The following is a 17,043-nucleotide window of genomic DNA, read 5'->3' as shown; positions in this document are numbered from 1 at the left end:
CTCAGACTTTTAGTAATTCATTGAAGGCGCGGGCGCGGCGGGTCACTTCGGCGGTGCTGTTGGCGCCGAACAGGCCATGGACCACGGCCAGCAGATCGACACCGTGGGCCACCAGCGGCGCGGCGTTGTCGAGGGTGATGCCGCCGATCGCGCAGATCGGCAGGTGCAGGGTGCGTTTGGCCTCGTCGAGCAGATCGAGGCTGCAACTCGGTGCACCGGGTTTGGTGTTGGAGTTGAAGAAACGACCGAAGGCGACGTAACTCGCGCCTTCCCTGGCGGCCTGTTCGGCCAGTTCAAGCTGCGCGTGGCAGGTCGAACCGATGATCGCCTTGTAGCCGAGCAGGGCGCGGGTCGGCGACAGCGGGCCGTCGGTCTGGCCCAGGTGCACGCCGACGTTCAGGCGTGCGGCCAGTTCGGCGTCATCGTTGATGATCAGTTGCGTCTTGTAGCGTTCGCACAGATCGCGCAGGGCTTCGGCCTCACGCAGACGGCGGGCTTCGTCGCTGCTCTTGTCACGGTATTGCAGCAGGGTGACGCCGCCTTCCAGCGCCGCCTCCACGTAGGACAGAAACTTGCCGGCCAGCAACTGGCTGTCGGTGATGGCATACAGGCCACGTAGTTTCATCGCGCAGACCTCAGGCTCGAAACATCAGGAACAGAAATCCAGCGGCAGGCGACGCGGCACGAACTGGCCTTTGCCCAGCTGTTCGGCATCGCGCAGGGTGCGCCAGGTGTAATCCAGTGCCGTGCGTACGGCGCTGGCAAGGTTTTCGCCCAGTGCCAGGCGGCCGGCAAGCGTGCTGGCCAGGGTGCAACCGGAGCCGTGATAGCTGCCCGGCAAGCGCTGGCACTTGAAGGTTTCGCGCAGGCCGTCGCGGCTGTACAGGCGGTTATGGATTTCGCTTTCGTCGCCGTGACCGCCAGTGATCAGCAGGTTCTTGATGAACGGCAGGAGTTTTTCAGCGCACTCGTCCGCGGTGCCTTCCGGCAGTTCGGCAAGGATCCGGGCTTCGGGAAGGTTGGGGGTGGCGATGATCGACAGCGGCAGCAGGCGTTCGCGCATGGCGTAGCCGACTTCGTCCTTGCCCAGGCGTCCGCCGCCGCCGGCACGCAGCACCGGGTCGCAGACCACTGGCAAGTGCGGGTGCGCCTGAAGCAGTTCGACGACGGTGTCGACCATTTCCAGGGAACCGAGCATGCCCAGTTTCACTGCCGCGACTTCGGAGTCGTTGAGCACGGCATTGGCCTGGGCCAGTACCCACTCACGGTCGAGGACGCGAAAGTCAGTGACGTTGACGGTGTCTTGCACGGTCAGGGCGGTGACGGCCGGAGCCGCATGGCAACCCTGAGCGAGCAGGGCTTCGATATCTGCCTGCAAGCCGGCGCCACCACTGGGGTCGTGGCCGGAGAGACAGAGGACAACGGGGCGTGAGCTGTAGATATTCATGGTGCGCGAGCTTACCACCAAACCTGTTTTCCGGGTGTTGTGGCGCAGTGCGCGGCCGATAACACGGGTAGCGAGATCCACAGCGCTTGCCACAATCTGACCGAGCCAACAGCTCTAGCCCGGTATTTTGCTCTGGAACGCCCGTTCTAGAGCCTTTGTTGGAAAAATTTCCATGGTGCTCAATGGCCATCAACGGCTATGCTAGAGTGGATCCAAACCAATAACAGGTAATACCGGTTTTACGTCATCTCAAAGGGAATGGGGGGCTTCCTGACACAACCGGCCAAGCCACGCTGGGGCTTCAATGCGCTATTTGTTGATGTTGCTGTTCTGTTTGCCCCTCCTGGCAAGCGCCGTCGAGTTCGACGAGTTCACCCAGAGCCTCCCGCTGGGTCGATCCCTGCAAGTGTTCGAAGACCCGAGCGGTCAGGCGAGCATTGCCGACGTCCGCGCGCAAGCCGCCGCTGGAAACTTCAAACCCCATGACAAAGCCACGCTCAATGCCGGTTATTCGCGCTCGGCGTTCTGGCTGAAGATCGACCTGCATTACCGCCCGACCAATCCGTCGGCGCAGCGCAGCTGGTTGCTGGAGCTGGCGTATCCGCCGCTCGATCATCTCGACCTGTATCTGCCCGATGCGGCCGGCGACTACCGTCTGGTGCGGCAGACCGGGGACGCCTTGCCGTTCGCCAGTCGCGAGATCCGCCAGAACAATTACCTGTTCGACCTGGCGTTCAAGCCGGATCAGCAACGAACCGTTTATCTGCGGTTGTCCAGCGAAGGCTCGATCCAGGCGCCGGTGACGTTGTGGTCGAGCACCGCGTACCTTGAAGACCAACCGGTGCGCCTGTATGTGCTGGGGATCATTTATGGCGTGCTGCTGGGGATGCTGGTCTATAACCTGTTCATCTACCTCAGCGTGCGCGATACCAGTTACCTCTATTACATCTTCTATATCGCTTCGTTCGGCCTCTATCAGCTGTCGGTCAATGGCGCGGCGGTCGAGTATTTCTGGCCGGACAACCCATGGTGGGCCAACGCCGCCACGCCGTTCTTCATCGGTTGCGCGGGGCTGTTCGGCAGCCAGTTCGCCCGCAGTTTCCTGCAGACCAGGAACCACAGCCGCTGGCTCGATCGCCTGCTGATCGCCCTGATCGCGTTCGGCGCCATGGTGATCGGCCTCTCGTTGATGACCAGTTATGGCCTGGCCCTGCGTCTGGCGACGACCCTGGCGCTGACCTTCACCGTGGTGATCTTTGCCGCCGGGATCCTCGCCTGGTGGCGCGGCCTGCGGGTGGCGCGTTATTTCATCATTGCCTGGTCGGCGTTCCTGATCGGCGGCATCGTCAACACCATGATGGTGCTGGGCCTGCTGCCGAATGTGTTCCTGACCATGTACGCCAGCCAGATCGGTTCGGCCATTGAAGTGGCGCTGCTGTCGCTGGCGCTGGCCGACCGCATCAACGCGATGCGCGAACAACAGGCGCAGACCCTGTTCGATGCGGGCCAGAAGCTCGAAGTGCTCAACCAGCAACTGGCCCATAGCAACAAGCTCAAGGACGAATTCCTCGCGACCCTGACTCACGAACTGCGCACGCCGATGAACGGTGTGATCGGTTCGCTGGAGCTGATGCAGACCGTCGAACTCGATCCGGAACTGGAGCAATACCAGCAGACTGCCGCCGGTTCGGCGCGGGACATGATGCGCATGGTCAACGGCATCCTGACCCTGACCGAATTGCAGGCCGGCAAGCTCAAGGCCACGCCGGGCAGCTTCAGCCTGCGCGGGGTGGTCGAGGCGTTGCGGATTCAGTTCGATGGCAACGCTTCGAGCAAGTCGCTGGACTTCAAGGTCGACGTGCTTCCGACCCTGCCGGATCGCCTGCATGGCGACAGCGCCAAACTCGCACAATGCCTGGAGTGCCTGCTGGACAACGCGATCAAGTTCACCCGCGTCGGCGGTCTGGCGTTGCGGGTCACCGGCAAGCCGTCGGCGGACAATCGCCTGGCGTTGTCCTTTGCGGTGATCGACACCGGCATTGGCTTCACCGATCTGGGCGAGGCGACGATGTATCAGCGGTTCTTCCAGCTCGATGGTTCGATGACCCGCGAATACGGCGGGCTGGGTGTCGGTCTGGCGATCTGCCGTCAATTGGTGGAGTTGCTCGGTGGCAAGCTCACGCACCGCTCCGAACCGGGGAGTGGCAGCCGCTTTCAACTGGATGTCGAGTTTGAGTTGCCGGAAGTGGAAGCCGTGCCCGCGTTCAGCCGCGACACCGTGCGCGCGCCGCAGGATTGCACCGTGCTGCTGGTGGACGACAACAGCGTCAACCAACTGGTGATGCGCGGCATGTTGCTCAAGCTCGGTTTCCGCGTGCGCACCGCCGACCACGGCGCGGCGGCGCTCGACTGTTTGCAGCGCGAGCGCTTCGATGCCGTGCTGATCGACTGCCAGCTGCCACCGCTCGACGGGGCATCGCTGTGTTGCCAGATCCGTGACCTGCCGGGATGCGCCCATCTGCCGGTGTTCATGATCGCGCTGGGGGCGGATCGCGAGCATTGCGCGTCGGGTGGCTCGATCGATTACCTGAGCAAACCAGTGAAATTCGAGGATCTGCAAGTTGCGATGCAGCGGCGGGTATTGAGCTGCTGATAGGGTGAAAGCGCCGGTATTTAGGCCGATATGACACTTTGATCGGTTCGGGGGCGGTGCTTAACTGAAGCTCTGGCCGATCAAGGAGCCCCGTCATGAACCTGCATCAGTTCGCCGAAACCCACGAAGTCACCAACCAGCCACCGTCGCTGGACGGCATCAACCTGTACCTCATCGACCTGCCGTTGCAGGAGTGGTCGCGGCGGTTCGGTGCCGGCTGGGCCGAGTCGCGGATCGACGCTTACGGCGCGCTGGCCGGCGGGCCGCTGATGGAGGCCGGGTTCCTCGCTAATCAAAACAAACCGGTGTTCGCCAGCCATGACCGCTACGGTCATCGCATCGACCTGGTGGAGTTTCATCCGGCGTATCACGAGCTGATGCGCACCGCCATTGAACATGGCCTGACGTCGTTGCCCTGGGCTCATCCACAGGACGGCGCCCATGTTGCCCGCGCTTCCATGTCCTATCTGCACAGTCAGGCCGAAGCCGGCAGTGGTTGCCCGCTGACCATGACCTTCGCCAGTGTCCCCGCGCTGCGTTTGCAGCCGAATCTGGCTGAACAATGGCTGCCGAAAATCCTCGCCACCGAATACGACCCGCGCAATGTCGGCATGGCCCACAAGGCTGGCGTCACCATTGGCATGGCGATGACCGAGAAACAGGGCGGCACCGACGTGCGTGCCAACACCACCAAGGCTTATCCGGTCGGCGCCAGCGGCCCGGGCCAGGCCTATGAACTGGTGGGGCACAAGTGGTTCTGTTCGGCGCCGATGTGCGATGCGTTCCTGACGCTGGCGCAAACCGACAAGGGCTTGAGCTGCTTCCTGCTGCCGCGCCACCGCCCGGACGACACGCGCAATCAGTTCTACATCCAGCGCCTGAAAAACAAACTCGGCAACCAGTCCAACGCTTCCAGCGAAGTGGAATTCCGAGGCGCGCTGGCGTGGATGGTCGGCGAAGAAGGGCGCGGCGTGCCGACCATCATCGAGATGGTGGCGATGACCCGTTTCGATTGCATGGTCGGCTCCAGTTCGCTGATGCGTCAGGCGCTGACCCAGGCCAGCCATCACTGCGCCCATCGCAAGGTCGGTGGCAAACTGCTCAGTGAACAACCGCTGATGCAGAATGTGCTGGCCGATCTGGCGCTGGAAAGCGAAGCCGCGCTGGCGCTGAGCCTGCGCATGGGCAAGGCGCTGGATCATCTCGATGACCGCCATGAAGCGCAGTTCGCCCGGTTGGTGACAGCGGTGGGCAAGTACTCGATCTGCAAACGCGCGCCGGCAATGATCAACGAAGCCGCCGAATGCATGGGCGGCGCCGGGTATGTCGAAGACAGCATCCTGCCGCGTTTGTACCGCGAGGCGCCGGTGAACTCGACGTGGGAAGGCTCCGGCAATGTGCAATGCCTCGACGTGTTGCGCGCCTTGTCGAAAGAGCCGGGCGTGCTCGATGTGTTGTTCAGCGAGTTGGGCGACGGCCATGGCGACAAGCGACTGGCCGCGCACATTCAGCAATTGCAGGCGCAGTTCAAGGACACCAGTGACATTCAGTACCGCGCTCGGCAACTGACCGAAGACATCGCTTTGGGACTGCAAGCGAAGCTGCTGCTGGAGGCCGGGAATTCTGCGGTCAGCGATGCTTTTATCGCCAGTCGCCTGAGCGGTGGCGGCCGGGTCTACGGCGCGTTGCCGCGCGGGTTGGATGTCGAAGCCATCGTCGCTCGCTCCACACCACAAGGTTTCTGAAGGGGGATCGCGACAAAGCCATTACGCCACTGTTTCCGTGACGCCACGATGCAGGCAAGATGAAGCTCTGCAAGTCAGAACACAGGAAGCTGATCGTGACCGAAGCGTTTATTGTCGTTCAAACCGCCGAACAGGCCGTGGATCGTCTCGCCGAGCTGCATGAGCGGGCCACCACGGCGCTGAACTCGGCGCTCAAGCGTTATCTCAAGGATCGCGTCGAGCCCGACGCCGAGCAACGTGCCCTGTTCCGTTATCCCGAACTGCGTCTGACCTACCACTGCCAGGGCGAAGTCCCGCAGACCACCCGCGCCTACGCCAAGGTGCAGTTGCCGGGTACTTACAGCGTGACCGTTACCCATCCGAAGGCGTTTCGCAAATACCTGCTCGAGCAGCTCACGCCGCTGATGCACGACTTCACCGTGACTGTCGAAGTCGGAGTCAGCGGGCAGAACATTCCGTACCCGTACGTGGTCGAGCAGGGCGATGAACTGGCCGGCTCCGGTGTCACTGCCGCCGTGCTGGCGCGAGTGTTCCCGAGTACCGACCTGTCCGCCGCCACCGATGGCATTGCCGACGGGCTCTACGACTGGGAAAACACCGATCCGCTGCCGCTGGCGCTGTTTGACGCCGCGCGCGTCGACTTCTCGCTGCGTCGTCTGGTGCACTACACCGGCAGCGACTGGCGCCATGTGCAGCCGTGGATTCTGTTGACCAACTATCACCGTTATGTCGACCAGTTCATCGTCCATGGCCTGGAACAACTGCGCCGCGACCCGCGTTTCGTGCGCATGGTGTTGCCGGGCAACGTGATCATCGAAAAAGGCATGGATCATGGCGAAGCCTCGGCGATTGCGGCCGGCGTGGTCTGGCACCGCTATCAGATGCCGGCCTATCACCTGATCGCCAGCGATGGCCACGGCGTGACCTTGGTCAATATCGGCGTCGGCCCGTCCAACGCCAAGAACATCACCGACCACCTGGCTGTGCTGCGTCCGCATTGCTGGCTGATGATCGGTCACTGCGGCGGCCTGCGTCAGTCACAGACCATCGGCGACTACGTGCTGGCTCACGCTTACATGCGTCGCGACGGGATTCTCGACCGGGTAGTGCCGCCGAACATTCCGATTCCGGCCCTGGCCGAAGTGCAACTGGCGTTGCAGCAAGCGGCGGCCAACATCACCGGCGAAAAAGGCGAAGAGCTGAAGAAGCGCCTGCGCACCGGCACCGTGCTGACCTACGACGACCGCAACTGGGAATTGCGCTGGGCCCAGGAGCGACCGCTGATCAACCTGTCCCGCGCCGTGGCCGTGGACATGGAAAGCGGCACCATCGCCGCCCAGGGTTATCGCCTGCGGGTGCCGTACGGCACGTTGCTGTGCGTTTCGGACAAACCGCTGCACAGCGAAATCAAGCTGCCGGGTTCGGCCAACGCGTTCTACGAACGTGCGGTCAGCCAGCACTTGAAGATCGGCATCGAAGCGGTGGACCTGCTGCGCACCGAACTCAATTCGCTGCACTCGCGCAAACTGCGCAGCTTCGACGAACCGCCGTTCCGCTAACGGTTAGTCGTGGTCATTTGGCGGTCGGGGCACTAGCATTGTCAGCCCTGATCGCCAAATGCCTGTGCACTTATGTCCCGTCCCCAACGTCCGCCTTCCCGCCGCCCCGGCGCGAAGCCAGCTTCTTCAGCCCCGCGCCGTGTCGCCAAGGCACCGCCCGCTGAGCCGAAGCTGATCCTGTTCAACAAACCGTTCGATGTGCTGACGCAATTCAGCGACGGTGAAGGGCGGGCGACGCTCAAGGATTACATCGACATTCCGGGTATTTACCCGGCCGGACGGCTGGACCGCGACAGCGAGGGTTTGCTGCTGCTGACCAACGACGGTCAGTTGCAGGCGCGGATCGCCGACCCCAAGCACAAACTGGCGAAAACCTATTGGGTGCAGGTCGAAGGCCTGCCGACGGCCGAGCAGTTGCAGCGTCTGCGTGACGGCGTTGAATTGAATGACGGCATGACCTTGCCCGCGCAAGCGCGGCAACTGGACGAGCCCGAACTGTGGCCGCGCAATCCGCCGGTGCGCTTTCGCGCAACCATTCCGACAACCTGGCTGGAACTGGTGATTCGCGAAGGGCGCAACCGTCAGGTGCGGCGGATGACGGCGGCGGTGGGGCTGCCGACGTTGCGGCTGGTGCGGGTCAGGATTGGTGACTGGACGATCGAAGGGCTCGATCAGGGCCAGTGGAAAGAAGTGCCGGCGCGCTTATAAGGCGCCGGACTCGATCAGGCCGATCACCACACTCTTGATGATGAACGCGGCCACGCCCAGGCCCAGCACGAAGAACAGAATGAACGAGCCGAAGCGTCCGGCCTTGGACTTCTTCGCCAGATCCCAGACGATGAAACCCATGAAAATGATCAGGATGCTGACCAGACCGGTCATCATCCACTCTTCAAATACTGCTGGATCCATCGGGCATCTCCGGCGCTGCGCGGCTGAAAGGGCGGCCGGGAGTATACGCCAGCGGTGAACGACGCAGCATTGACCTGCGTCGGTGTGCCGCAGTCATTCGTCGATTTCAGCTGCGCAGATGAGTCAGCGGCAGTTCGGTGCTGTTGAGCACCTGATTCAGCACAAAACTCGAGCGCACGCTGGTCACGCCTTCGATCCGGGTCAGATGCCCCAGCAGCAGCTTCTGATAGTGATCCATGTCCGGCACCACCACTTTCAGCTGATAGTCGGCATCCACGCCAGTCACCAGGCTGCATTCCAGCACTTGCGGCAAGGTGCGGATCGCCGCTTCGAAATTTTCGAAACGTTCCGGCGTGTGCCGGTCCATGCCGATCAGCACGTAGGCGGTCAGGCTAAGGCCGAGCATCTTGCGATCGAGCAGGGCAACCTGACGGGAGATGTAGCCGTCATCCTCCAGTTGCTTGACCCGGCGCGAGCACGGGGAGGGCGACAGACCGATGCGCTCGGCCAGTTCCTGGTTGGAGATGCGGGCGTCGCGCTGCAATTCCGCCAAAATACTCAGGTCGTAACGGTCGAGTTTGCTCATCAAACGGTCCTTTGTCTTAACTATTGCGGCGGATTATCTATCCAGGGTTAAAAATTGCGCAAGTGATGTTTATTTGAGCAATCTTCGCAATCATCTGTCGCGGCTCCGGGCCTATTCTTATCACCAGAATCACTGCTCGGTAACACAGTCCACTGCGGCCCGCCCAATCCGGCCCGCCGCGGCCGCCACCCCCACCGGGGTTGTGCCGGCCCCCGAGCTGCACACTGTCCAGAAGACGGCGTGAGGTGAGCCGACGTCAAAAGCGTCGAGCCAGGACGAAGTTCTCTAGAAGGGAGGCCGACGGGTCTCCCTTTTTTCTTGCCCGCGATTTGGCCCATCGCGCTCAATAAATAAATGACGTGACTGATAACCTGTAGCAGAACCCGGTGTACTCATCCCCGGTCTTAGCTACACGCCCTCTTAATTTCAGGCCCTGGTCCGCAGTGAGGAATTTCATGAAGTCGCGCATCTGGCGTCTGGCCAGTGTTGGTTTGCTGTGTGTGAGTGTCGGTGCGCAAGCGCTGGCGGATGAGCCGCAGAATCGCGGCCCCGACGGCGGCGGACGCGGGCCGGAGCATCAGGGCAACAATCAGGGCCATGGCGGTGGCAATCAGCAGCGCGGCCAAGACAATCCGCAGCGGCAGAACAACGACATCATCCGTGGCGACAACAGCCGCCAGTTCGAGCACAACGGGCAGCAGAATCACGGCCAACCGAACAATGGCCAGTGGCAGAACCAGAACCAGCCACGTCCGGCCTATAACCCCAACCCGGTGCGCCAGCCGCCACCGCCGCCGCAACTGCCGGCCAATGACCTGCCGATCCAGCCGCGCCCCGACACCGTGCGCCAGACCCAGGAACCTCGTCAGGGTTACTACCGCGACGAGCGCCCGCAAAACGGCTATCACCAGAACTGGCAGACCGGCAACCGTCCCAACGACAACCGCTGGCCGGGTCGTCCCGATGGGCATGGCAACGGTTGGGGCCCCGGCCCGCAGTACCGGCCGGGCCATGTGATCGACCGTTTCCCGGATCGTGACTACCGCGTGCCCTATCGCGGCCAGGACTACTTCTACTCCGGCGGCTACTGGTATCGCCCACAAGGCCCGCGCTACATCGTGGTTCAGCCGCCGCGCGGGATTCGCATCCAGTACCTGCCGGATTACGCCCGTGAAGTGTGGATCGGCGGTTCGCTGCTGTTCCTCGCCGCCGGCTCGTACTACGCCTATCAGGAAGCGACCCAGGATTACGTGGTGGTCGAGCCGCCGGTGCAGCAGCCACCGCAGCCGACCGGCAATGGTTATGACGTGGAAGCCTATCCGGCCAACGGTCAGTCACCGGAGCAGGTTCAGCGCGATGGTTACGAGTGCTATCAGTACGCGGTGCAGCAGAGCGGCTTCAATCCGCGCACCGCGACTTATCAACCGGCGCCCGAAGTGGTGCAGGCCTACCGCCAGGCCCAGGGTAATTGCCTGAGCAGCCGCGGTTATCAGGTCAATTACTGAGCCCGGGCGGCTTTGACCACTTCCTGCGGGTCGGCGTGCACCAGCACTTCGGCCCGCGGGTAGGCTTTGTGAATGGCGTCCGCCGCCTGATCGCTGATGCCGTGAGCCACTGACAGCGTCAACTCCCCCGGCAGCTCCAGGTGCAACTGCACGAACCAGTGATTGCCGGAAATCCGCGTGCGCAAATCATGCGCGCCCAACACGCCCGGTACGCTGCAGGCCAGTTCGAGCATGTGCTGACTGACATCCGCCGGCAGCTCTTCATCCATCAGCACCGAAAAACTTTCCCGGGCGATCTGGATCGCGCTCCACAGAATGTAGGCCGCGATCCCCAGACCGAACCACGCATCCAGCTGATCGAAACCCAAACCGGCCAATACCAGCGCAATCAGAATGCTGCCGTTGAGCAACAGGTCCGAACGGTAATGCAGCGAGTCCGCCCGCACGGCGTTGGAGCCGGTCTGCTTGATGACCCGATGCTGCAACATCAGCAGCGCCGCCGTCAGCAACAGGGAAAACACGATCACCCCGATGCTCAGCCACGGCGCGCCGAGGGGCTCGGGATTCTTCAGACGCTCATAAGCCTGAAACGCGATCAGCAGCGCACTGCCGCCAATGAACAGCGCCTGCGCCATGCCCGCCAGGGACTCGGCCTTGCCGTGGCCATAACGGTGATCGTCATCCGCCGGGCGCAACGCGTAATGCACCGCCAGCAGATTGAGCAAGGAAGTGACGCCATCGAGGGCCGAGTCGGTGAGGCCGGCGAGCATGCTCACCGAACCGCTCAGCCACCATGCGATGGCTTTGGCGATGATCAGCGTACAGGCCACCGCCACCGAGGCGCGGGTCGCCAGCCGCAGCAGGCGGGCGTGTTCGGGGCTTGTGGTCATGGGGGCGTCAATTCCTTATGCGGCAGGTTGCAGGCCGAACATCGCCAGTTGCTGGGTGCTGCCTTTGTGCTGGATCAGGCGCGGGTCGTCCAGCGGCAGATTGCGGCCCAGCTCGGTTTCGAGAATAGCCTGCAACTTGAGGTTATCGACTTGGCCGTCCGGGCCGATGGCTTGCTTGAGCCTGGCCGGATCAACTTGCGCCGTGTGGCCCGGTTCGAAATAGATCGCGCCGGTGGCAAAGTCCACGGCAAACGCGATCACGCCCGGAAGGATATAGAACAGCAGGCCCACGGCATCGAGCACGGCGATCGCCGGGTCGATCTTGCCGTCGATCTGGCCGCGCCGGTCGGGATAGAAAATCGAACCGCACGCGGTGATCTGAGTGAGCAGGGTGGCAACCAGTACACCGCCGATCAGGCGAAAAGGTAAGCGCATGGGAATCTCCTGAGTCATCTGTTAACGAAGCGTCATCGTGTGAAGTTAAGACCCTGACGAACGCTCAGCAGTTCGCCGTTATACTCGCCGCTCTGTTTGGGAGCCAGCATGATTTCTTTGCCGATCGACGAAGTTTTACCCGCCCTGCGTGAAGCGTTGGCGACACGCCACGAAGCCGTGCTCGAAGCACCGCCCGGCGCCGGTAAAACCACCCGCGTGCCCTTGGCCCTGCTCAATGAAGCATGGCTGAACGGGCAGACCATTCTCATGCTCGAACCGCGTCGACTGGCCGCGCGCGCAGCGGCGGAACGGCTGGCCAGCGAGCTGGGCGAGAAGGTCGGTGAAACCGTCGGTTATCGCATCCGCCTCGACAGCAAGGTTGGCCCCAACACCCGCATCGAAGTGGTCACCGAAGGCATCCTCACCCGGCGTTTGCAGGACGACCCGGCACTGGAAGGCGTGGGTCTGCTGATCTTCGACGAATTTCACGAACGCAGCCTCGACGCCGATCTGGCGCTGGCCCTCAGTCTGAACGGTCGCGAGCTGTTTCGAGCTGAACAACCGCTGAAGATTCTGCTGATGTCCGCCACCCTTGAAGGCGAACGTCTGGCCGGTTTGCTCGACAACGCGCCAATCCTGCGCAGCGAGGGCCGGATGTTCCCGGTGACGATGCGCTGGGGCCGGCCGTTTCAGCCCGGCGAATACATCGATCAACGTGTCACGCAAACGGTGCTCGAAGCGCTGCACGATGAAACCGGCAGCCTGCTGGTGTTCCTGCCGGGGCAGGCGGAAATCCGGCGGGTTCATCAGCAACTGGCGGACGCCATTGGTGAGCGCAGCGACGTGATGCTCTGCCCGTTGCATGGCGAACTCGACCTGAATGCCCAGCGTGCCGCCATCGACCCGGCGCCGGCCGGCCAGCGCAAAGTGGTGCTGGCCACCAACATCGCCGAGACCAGCCTGACCATCAACGGCGTGCGCGTGGTGATCGACGCCGGGCTGGCGCGGGTGCCGCGTTTCGACCCCGGCAGCGGCATGACCCGCCTCGACACCCAACGCATCTCCAAAGCCAGCGCTACCCAGCGTGCCGGCCGGGCCGGGCGTCTGGAACCGGGCGTGTGTTATCGCCTGTGGTCGCAGGATCAGCATGAACAACTCGCGGCTTATGGCAGTGCGGAAATCCTTTCGGCGGATCTCGCAGGGCTGGCGTTGCAACTCGGGCGCTGGGGCGTGGCGCCGAGTGATTTGATCTGGCTGGATGTGCCGCCAGCGGCCGCTTATGCACAGGCTCAGGATCTGTTGCAGCGCCTCGGTGCGCTGGACGGTGAAAGCCTGAATCGCCACGGTCAGGCCATGGCTGAATTGCCGGCGCACCCGCGCATCGCTCATTTGCTGTTGCGCGGTCAGGCTCTGGGGCTGTCGAACATGGCTTGTGATGTTGCCGCGTTGCTCGGCGAGCGCGACATTTTGCGCGGTGCGGGGGCGGATCTGCACAGTCGTCTGGTGCTGCTGTCCGGCGAAGAACGCGCGGCCCGCGGTGCTCAGGGCGGCGTGCAGCGTGCCCGGCAACTGGCGCGGCAGTATCACGGCTACCTGCGCGGTAAGGCCAGCGAACCGGTCGCCGACCCGGATCATCCACGCTGGCTCGGCGCGCTGCTGGCGCTGGCCTACCCGGACCGCGTCGCCCAGCAGCGGCGGGCCGGTGGCGCCGAATATCGACTGGCCAACGGCCGCGCCGCGCTGTTCGCCGAACCCGACAGCCTGATGAAGGAACCGTGGATCGTCATCGCCGACCTCGGCAGTCGCCAAGGTCAGCGTGAAGAGCGGATTTATCTGGCGGCGGATTTCGATCCGGCGCTGTTCGATTCGGTGCTGGCGGAACAGGTGCACAACGTCGATCAACTGGACTGGGACGAACGCGAAGGCGTGCTGCGCGCCGAGCGTCAGCGCAAGGTCGGCGAACTGATCCTCAGCCGCGAGCCGCTGACCGGTCTCGACGAAAACGCCCGCAGTCAGGCACTGGTCAATCTGGTGCGGCGCAAGGGGCTGGAGCTGCTGCCGTGGACCCCGGAACTGCGCCAGTGGCAGGCGCGAGTCGCGTTGCTGCGTCAGCTCGACCTGGACGCCAAGGGCGACAGCCAATGGCCGGATGTCAGCGACGCAACGTTGCTGAAAACACTCGAAGACTGGCTGATGCCTTACCTGGGCAAAGTCTCGCGCCTCAGCCATTTCGCCAACCTCGACCTGTCGAGTATCGTGCGTAATCTGCTGCCTTGGCCACTGCCGCAACAGCTTGATGAACAGGCGCCCCATCACCTGAGCGTGCCGTCAGGCTCGTCGATTCGCCTCGACTACAGCGAGCAACCACCGATTCTCGCCGTGCGTTTGCAGGAGCTGTTCGGCCTCGCCGACACACCGCGCATCGCCGGCGGTCGGCAGGTGGTCAAGCTGCACCTGCTGTCGCCCGCACGGCGCCCGGTGCAGGTGACGCAGGATCTGGCCAACTTCTGGCGCAGCACCTATGCCGAGGTGAAGAAGGATCTGAAGGGGCGCTATCCGAAGCATTACTGGCCGGATGATCCGCTGGTGGCTGAAGCCACCGCACGAGCCAAACCGCGCGGTACGTGAGAGTCAGCGGCTGGCCTTCGCGGTCAGCTGCTCCCGACAATAATCGGCAAACAACTGCGCCGGTTTGGTCAGTTGTCCACGTTTGAGCCACGCCGCCACCAGACCTGACCCGGTGACATCTTCGACGATGTCGACGCACACGACTTTCTTGCCGTCGTAGGTGCATTCCGAATGCGGGCGGGTGACCAGGATCGAGAAGCCGAAACCTTGGCCGACCATGCCGCGCACCATTTCGATCGACGGCGAGCTGAACTCGATGCGCGGCGACAGGCCGAGTTCTTCGAACAGGCTGACGAAGTAGGTGCGGCTCGGTTGCACGTCGAGCAGGATCATCGGTTCCAGGCACAAGTCCCGCAGCGAAACCTGCTTGAGCTGGGCGAAGCGGTGATCTGCCGGGAGCAGGGCATAAGGCCGTTGGGCCGGCATCAGCGGTTCGGTTTCGATGGTGGCATCGAGGTCGTGTTTGTAGAGGATTGCCAAGTCGAAGGTGCCCGAGGTCAGGCCTTGCACCAGTTCCTGTTGTTCGCCGTCGCGGATGCGGATCTTCACCCCCGGATACAGCGCCGAGAAGCCCGCAATCAACTGCGGCAGGTACAGCGGCGCGACGGTTTCGAAACAGCCGATATCGATCTGCCCGGCCACCACGTCGTTGTCGGCGAGGGCGTTCTGTTCGAACTCCTTGGCCATGCGCAGCAGTTCCTGAGCCTTGCGGAAGAACCGCGCGCCGCTCGGTGTCAGCGACACGCCCTGAGCGTGATGACGGATCAGCAGTTGCACGCCGAAGCTGTCTTCCAGCCCCTTGATCGCCGTGGAAATCGCCGGTTGCGCGATGTACAGCTTGCGCGACGCTTCGGCGACGCTGCCGCATTCGACGGTGGTGATGAAGTATTTCAACTGACGCAGGTTGTAAGCGGCCACGGTGAACCTCAAAGCGAACGGATTTCACATCCAAGCAATTTGTAAGCCGCCGGCCTCCGTTCTGTCGGCGGTTTTTTTGTCCCTGAACAATAGCCCCATACGCGCGCGAAGGGGCCATCGGCTGGTTACCTTTTTTATTGTCTGCGAAGACATTTTTACTGGTTTTAGCGCGCACGGGCCTGAGCGACTATCGACCCCGCACTGTTCTCAAAAGAATAAAAGTCCAAGGAGCAACCACCGTGTTCGAGCTTGCAGACTGGCAGCGCAAGGCCGCTGAATTGAGCTATCCGTACCAGGCCGTGATCGACGGCAAATTGCGTGCGGCGCAGTCGGGGCAGACCTTTGCCGCGATCAACCCGGCCACCGGCCAGCTGCTGGCAAACGTCGCCGCGTGCGGTGAAGAAGACGTCGATGCGGCGGTGCAGAATGCGCGGCAGGTGTTCGAGGCCGGCACCTGGGCCGGGCGTTCACCGACCGAGCGCAAGCAAGTGCTGCTGCGGCTGGCGGATCTGATTCTGGCCCATCGCGAAGAGCTGGCGCTGCTCGATTCGCTGAACATGGGCAAACCGGTGATGGACGCTTACAACATCGACGTGCCGGGCGCCGCCGGGGTGTTCCGCTGGTACGCCGAAAGCCTCGACAAACTCTACGATCAGGTCGCGCCAAGCGCCTCGAATGTGCTGGCGACCATCACCCGCGAAGCGCTGGGCGTGGTCGCTGCGGTGGTGCCTTGGAATTTCCCGTTGGACATGGCCGCGTGGAAACTCGCGCCGGCGCTGGCGGCGGGCAACTCGGTGATTCTCAAACCCGCCGAGCAATCACCATTCTCTGCATTGCGCCTGGCCGAGCTGGCGCTTGAAGCCGGGCTGCCGGCCGGTGTGTTGAACGTGCTGCCGGGGCTCGGCGAACAGACCGGCAAAGCCTTGGGCTTGCACCCGGATGTCGATTGCCTGGTGTTCACCGGCTCGACCCAGGTCGGCAAATATTTCATGCAGTATTCCGCGCAGTCGAACCTCAAGCAGGTGTGGCTGGAGTGCGGCGGCAAGAGCGCCAACCTGGTGTTCGCCGACTGCCAGGATCTGGATCTGGCGGCGCAGAAAGCCGCGTTCGGGATCTTCTTCAATCAGGGCGAAGTCTGCTCGGCCAACTCGCGGTTGCTGGTGGAGCGCTCGATTCATGACGAGTTCGTCGAGCGACTGAAGGCTCAGGCCGAACGCTGGCAGCCGGGCGATCCGCTGGACCCGGCGAGTGCGGCCGGGGCGATTGTCGACACCCGTCAGACCGAAAGCATTCTGCGCTTCATCCACCAGGCCGAGCGTGAAGGCGCGACCCGCGTCTGCGGCGGGCGGCAGCTAAGTTTCAACGGTTCGGACAACTTCGTTCAGCCGACGATTTTCACCGACGTGCAGCCGCACATGACCCTGTTTCGCGAAGAAGTGTTCGGCCCGGTGCTGGCGGTTATTCCGTTCGATGACGAGGCCCACGCCTTGCACCTGGCCAACGACAGCGTCTACGGTCTGGCGGCGTCGCTGTGGACCGATGATCTGCACCGCGCGCACCGGGTGGCGCGGCAATTGCGAGCCGGTACGGTGTCGGTCAACAGCGTCGATGCGCTGGACGTGACCGTGCCGTTCGGCGGTGGCAAGCAATCGGGTTTCGGCCGCGATCTGTCGCTGCACTCGTTCGACAAATACACCCAGTTGAAAACCACCTGGTTTCAACTGCGCTCATGACAGCCGCTCACAACAAGAAAGGAGATCCGGCG

14 protein-coding genes are annotated in these 17,043 nt (G+C 62.9%); 7 read left to right on the top strand and 7 right to left on the bottom strand.

Going from position 1 to position 17,043, the window contains the following annotated elements; all coding sequences use genetic code 11:
- Nucleotide 1: 1 nt before the first annotated feature.
- The gene (gene thiE / locus ACODTD_RS15880; RefSeq protein ID WP_011336080.1) at nt 2–625 is read right to left on the bottom strand and encodes a thiamine phosphate synthase; all 624 of its coding nucleotides are present in this window, start codon (nt 623–625) and stop codon (nt 2–4) included.
- A 24-nt stretch (nt 626–649) separates the two neighbouring features.
- Nucleotides 650–1,447, bottom strand: a complete 798-nt coding sequence (locus tag ACODTD_RS15875; protein WP_011336079.1) for a hydroxymethylpyrimidine/phosphomethylpyrimidine kinase — start codon at nt 1,445–1,447, stop codon at nt 650–652.
- Between the two features lie 304 nt (nt 1,448–1,751).
- Between ACODTD_RS15875 and ACODTD_RS15870 the strand changes: the two genes are divergently transcribed.
- The 4 genes from ACODTD_RS15870 (at nt 1,752) to ACODTD_RS15855 (ending at nt 8,112) form a co-directional block, all read left to right on the top strand.
- Nucleotides 1,752–4,100: a 7TM diverse intracellular signaling domain-containing protein gene (locus ACODTD_RS15870; RefSeq protein ID WP_489105006.1), complete on the top strand. Its 2,349-nt coding sequence runs from the start codon at nt 1,752–1,754 to the stop codon at nt 4,098–4,100.
- 95 nt (nt 4,101–4,195) lie between these two features.
- On the top strand, nt 4,196–5,845 hold the full coding sequence (locus tag ACODTD_RS15865; RefSeq protein ID WP_489105005.1) for an acyl-CoA dehydrogenase family protein: 1,650 nt from the start codon (nt 4,196–4,198) through the stop codon (nt 5,843–5,845).
- A gap of 59 nt (nt 5,846–5,904) precedes the next feature.
- Nucleotides 5,905–7,404, top strand: coding sequence for an AMP nucleosidase (gene amn, locus ACODTD_RS15860; RefSeq protein ID WP_011336076.1), 1,500 nt, complete (start codon nt 5,905–5,907; stop codon nt 7,402–7,404).
- Between the two features lie 72 nt (nt 7,405–7,476).
- Nucleotides 7,477–8,112, top strand: a complete 636-nt coding sequence (locus ACODTD_RS15855; RefSeq protein ID WP_489105004.1) for a pseudouridine synthase — start codon at nt 7,477–7,479, stop codon at nt 8,110–8,112.
- On the opposite strand, the gene ACODTD_RS15850 is transcribed toward ACODTD_RS15855, so the two are convergent.
- Together ACODTD_RS15850 and ACODTD_RS15845 are read right to left on the bottom strand one after the other, a co-directional pair.
- Nucleotides 8,107–8,316 (bottom strand): DUF2788 domain-containing protein, encoded by a 210-nt coding sequence (locus ACODTD_RS15850; protein ID WP_003228500.1) that lies wholly within the window; start codon nt 8,314–8,316, stop codon nt 8,107–8,109. The genes ACODTD_RS15855 and ACODTD_RS15850 overlap by 6 nt on opposite strands.
- A 106-nt stretch (nt 8,317–8,422) precedes the next feature.
- Nucleotides 8,423–8,902 carry an Lrp/AsnC family transcriptional regulator gene (locus ACODTD_RS15845; RefSeq protein ID WP_007909658.1) on the bottom strand — a complete coding sequence of 160 codons (480 nt, stop codon included), beginning with the start codon at nt 8,900–8,902 and terminating at the stop codon, nt 8,423–8,425.
- Between the two features lie 455 nt (nt 8,903–9,357).
- Here ACODTD_RS15845 and ACODTD_RS15840 point away from each other — a divergent pair, with 455 nt between their 5' ends.
- Entirely contained in the window at nt 9,358–10,407 is a 1,050-nt protein-coding gene (locus ACODTD_RS15840; RefSeq protein WP_474732412.1) for a DUF6515 family protein, read from the top strand.
- On the opposite strand, the gene ACODTD_RS15835 is transcribed toward ACODTD_RS15840, so the two are convergent.
- A complete protein-coding gene (locus ACODTD_RS15835) occupies nt 10,401–11,297 on the bottom strand; it encodes a cation diffusion facilitator family transporter (protein ID WP_489105003.1) in 897 nt (298 codons plus the stop codon). The two genes, ACODTD_RS15840 and ACODTD_RS15835, sit on opposite strands and share 7 nt — an antisense overlap.
- A gap of 15 nt (nt 11,298–11,312) precedes the next feature.
- Entirely contained in the window at nt 11,313–11,732 is a 420-nt protein-coding gene (locus ACODTD_RS15830) for a hypothetical protein (RefSeq protein WP_011336072.1), read from the bottom strand.
- A 108-nt stretch (nt 11,733–11,840) separates the two neighbouring features.
- Here ACODTD_RS15830 and hrpB point away from each other — a divergent pair, with 108 nt between their 5' ends.
- Nucleotides 11,841–14,360, top strand: a complete 2,520-nt coding sequence (gene hrpB / locus ACODTD_RS15825) for an ATP-dependent helicase HrpB (protein WP_011336071.1) — start codon at nt 11,841–11,843, stop codon at nt 14,358–14,360.
- Between the two features lie 3 nt (nt 14,361–14,363).
- On the opposite strand, the gene ACODTD_RS15820 is transcribed toward hrpB, so the two are convergent.
- Nucleotides 14,364–15,278 carry a LysR family transcriptional regulator gene (locus ACODTD_RS15820; RefSeq protein WP_007958716.1) on the bottom strand — a complete coding sequence of 305 codons (915 nt, stop codon included), beginning with the start codon at nt 15,276–15,278 and terminating at the stop codon, nt 14,364–14,366.
- A 239-nt stretch (nt 15,279–15,517) separates the two neighbouring features.
- On the opposite strand from ACODTD_RS15820, the gene ACODTD_RS15815 reads away from it, so the two are divergent.
- Nucleotides 15,518–17,011: an aldehyde dehydrogenase gene (locus ACODTD_RS15815; RefSeq protein ID WP_011336070.1), complete on the top strand. Its 1,494-nt coding sequence runs from the start codon at nt 15,518–15,520 to the stop codon at nt 17,009–17,011.
- The last annotated feature ends 32 nt before the right edge of the window (nt 17,012–17,043 follow it).

The organism is Pseudomonas sp. FG35 (assembly GCF_057809295.1).
Note: the sequence above shows the minus strand (reverse complement) of the source record. Positions and strands in the feature narration are given on the sequence as shown.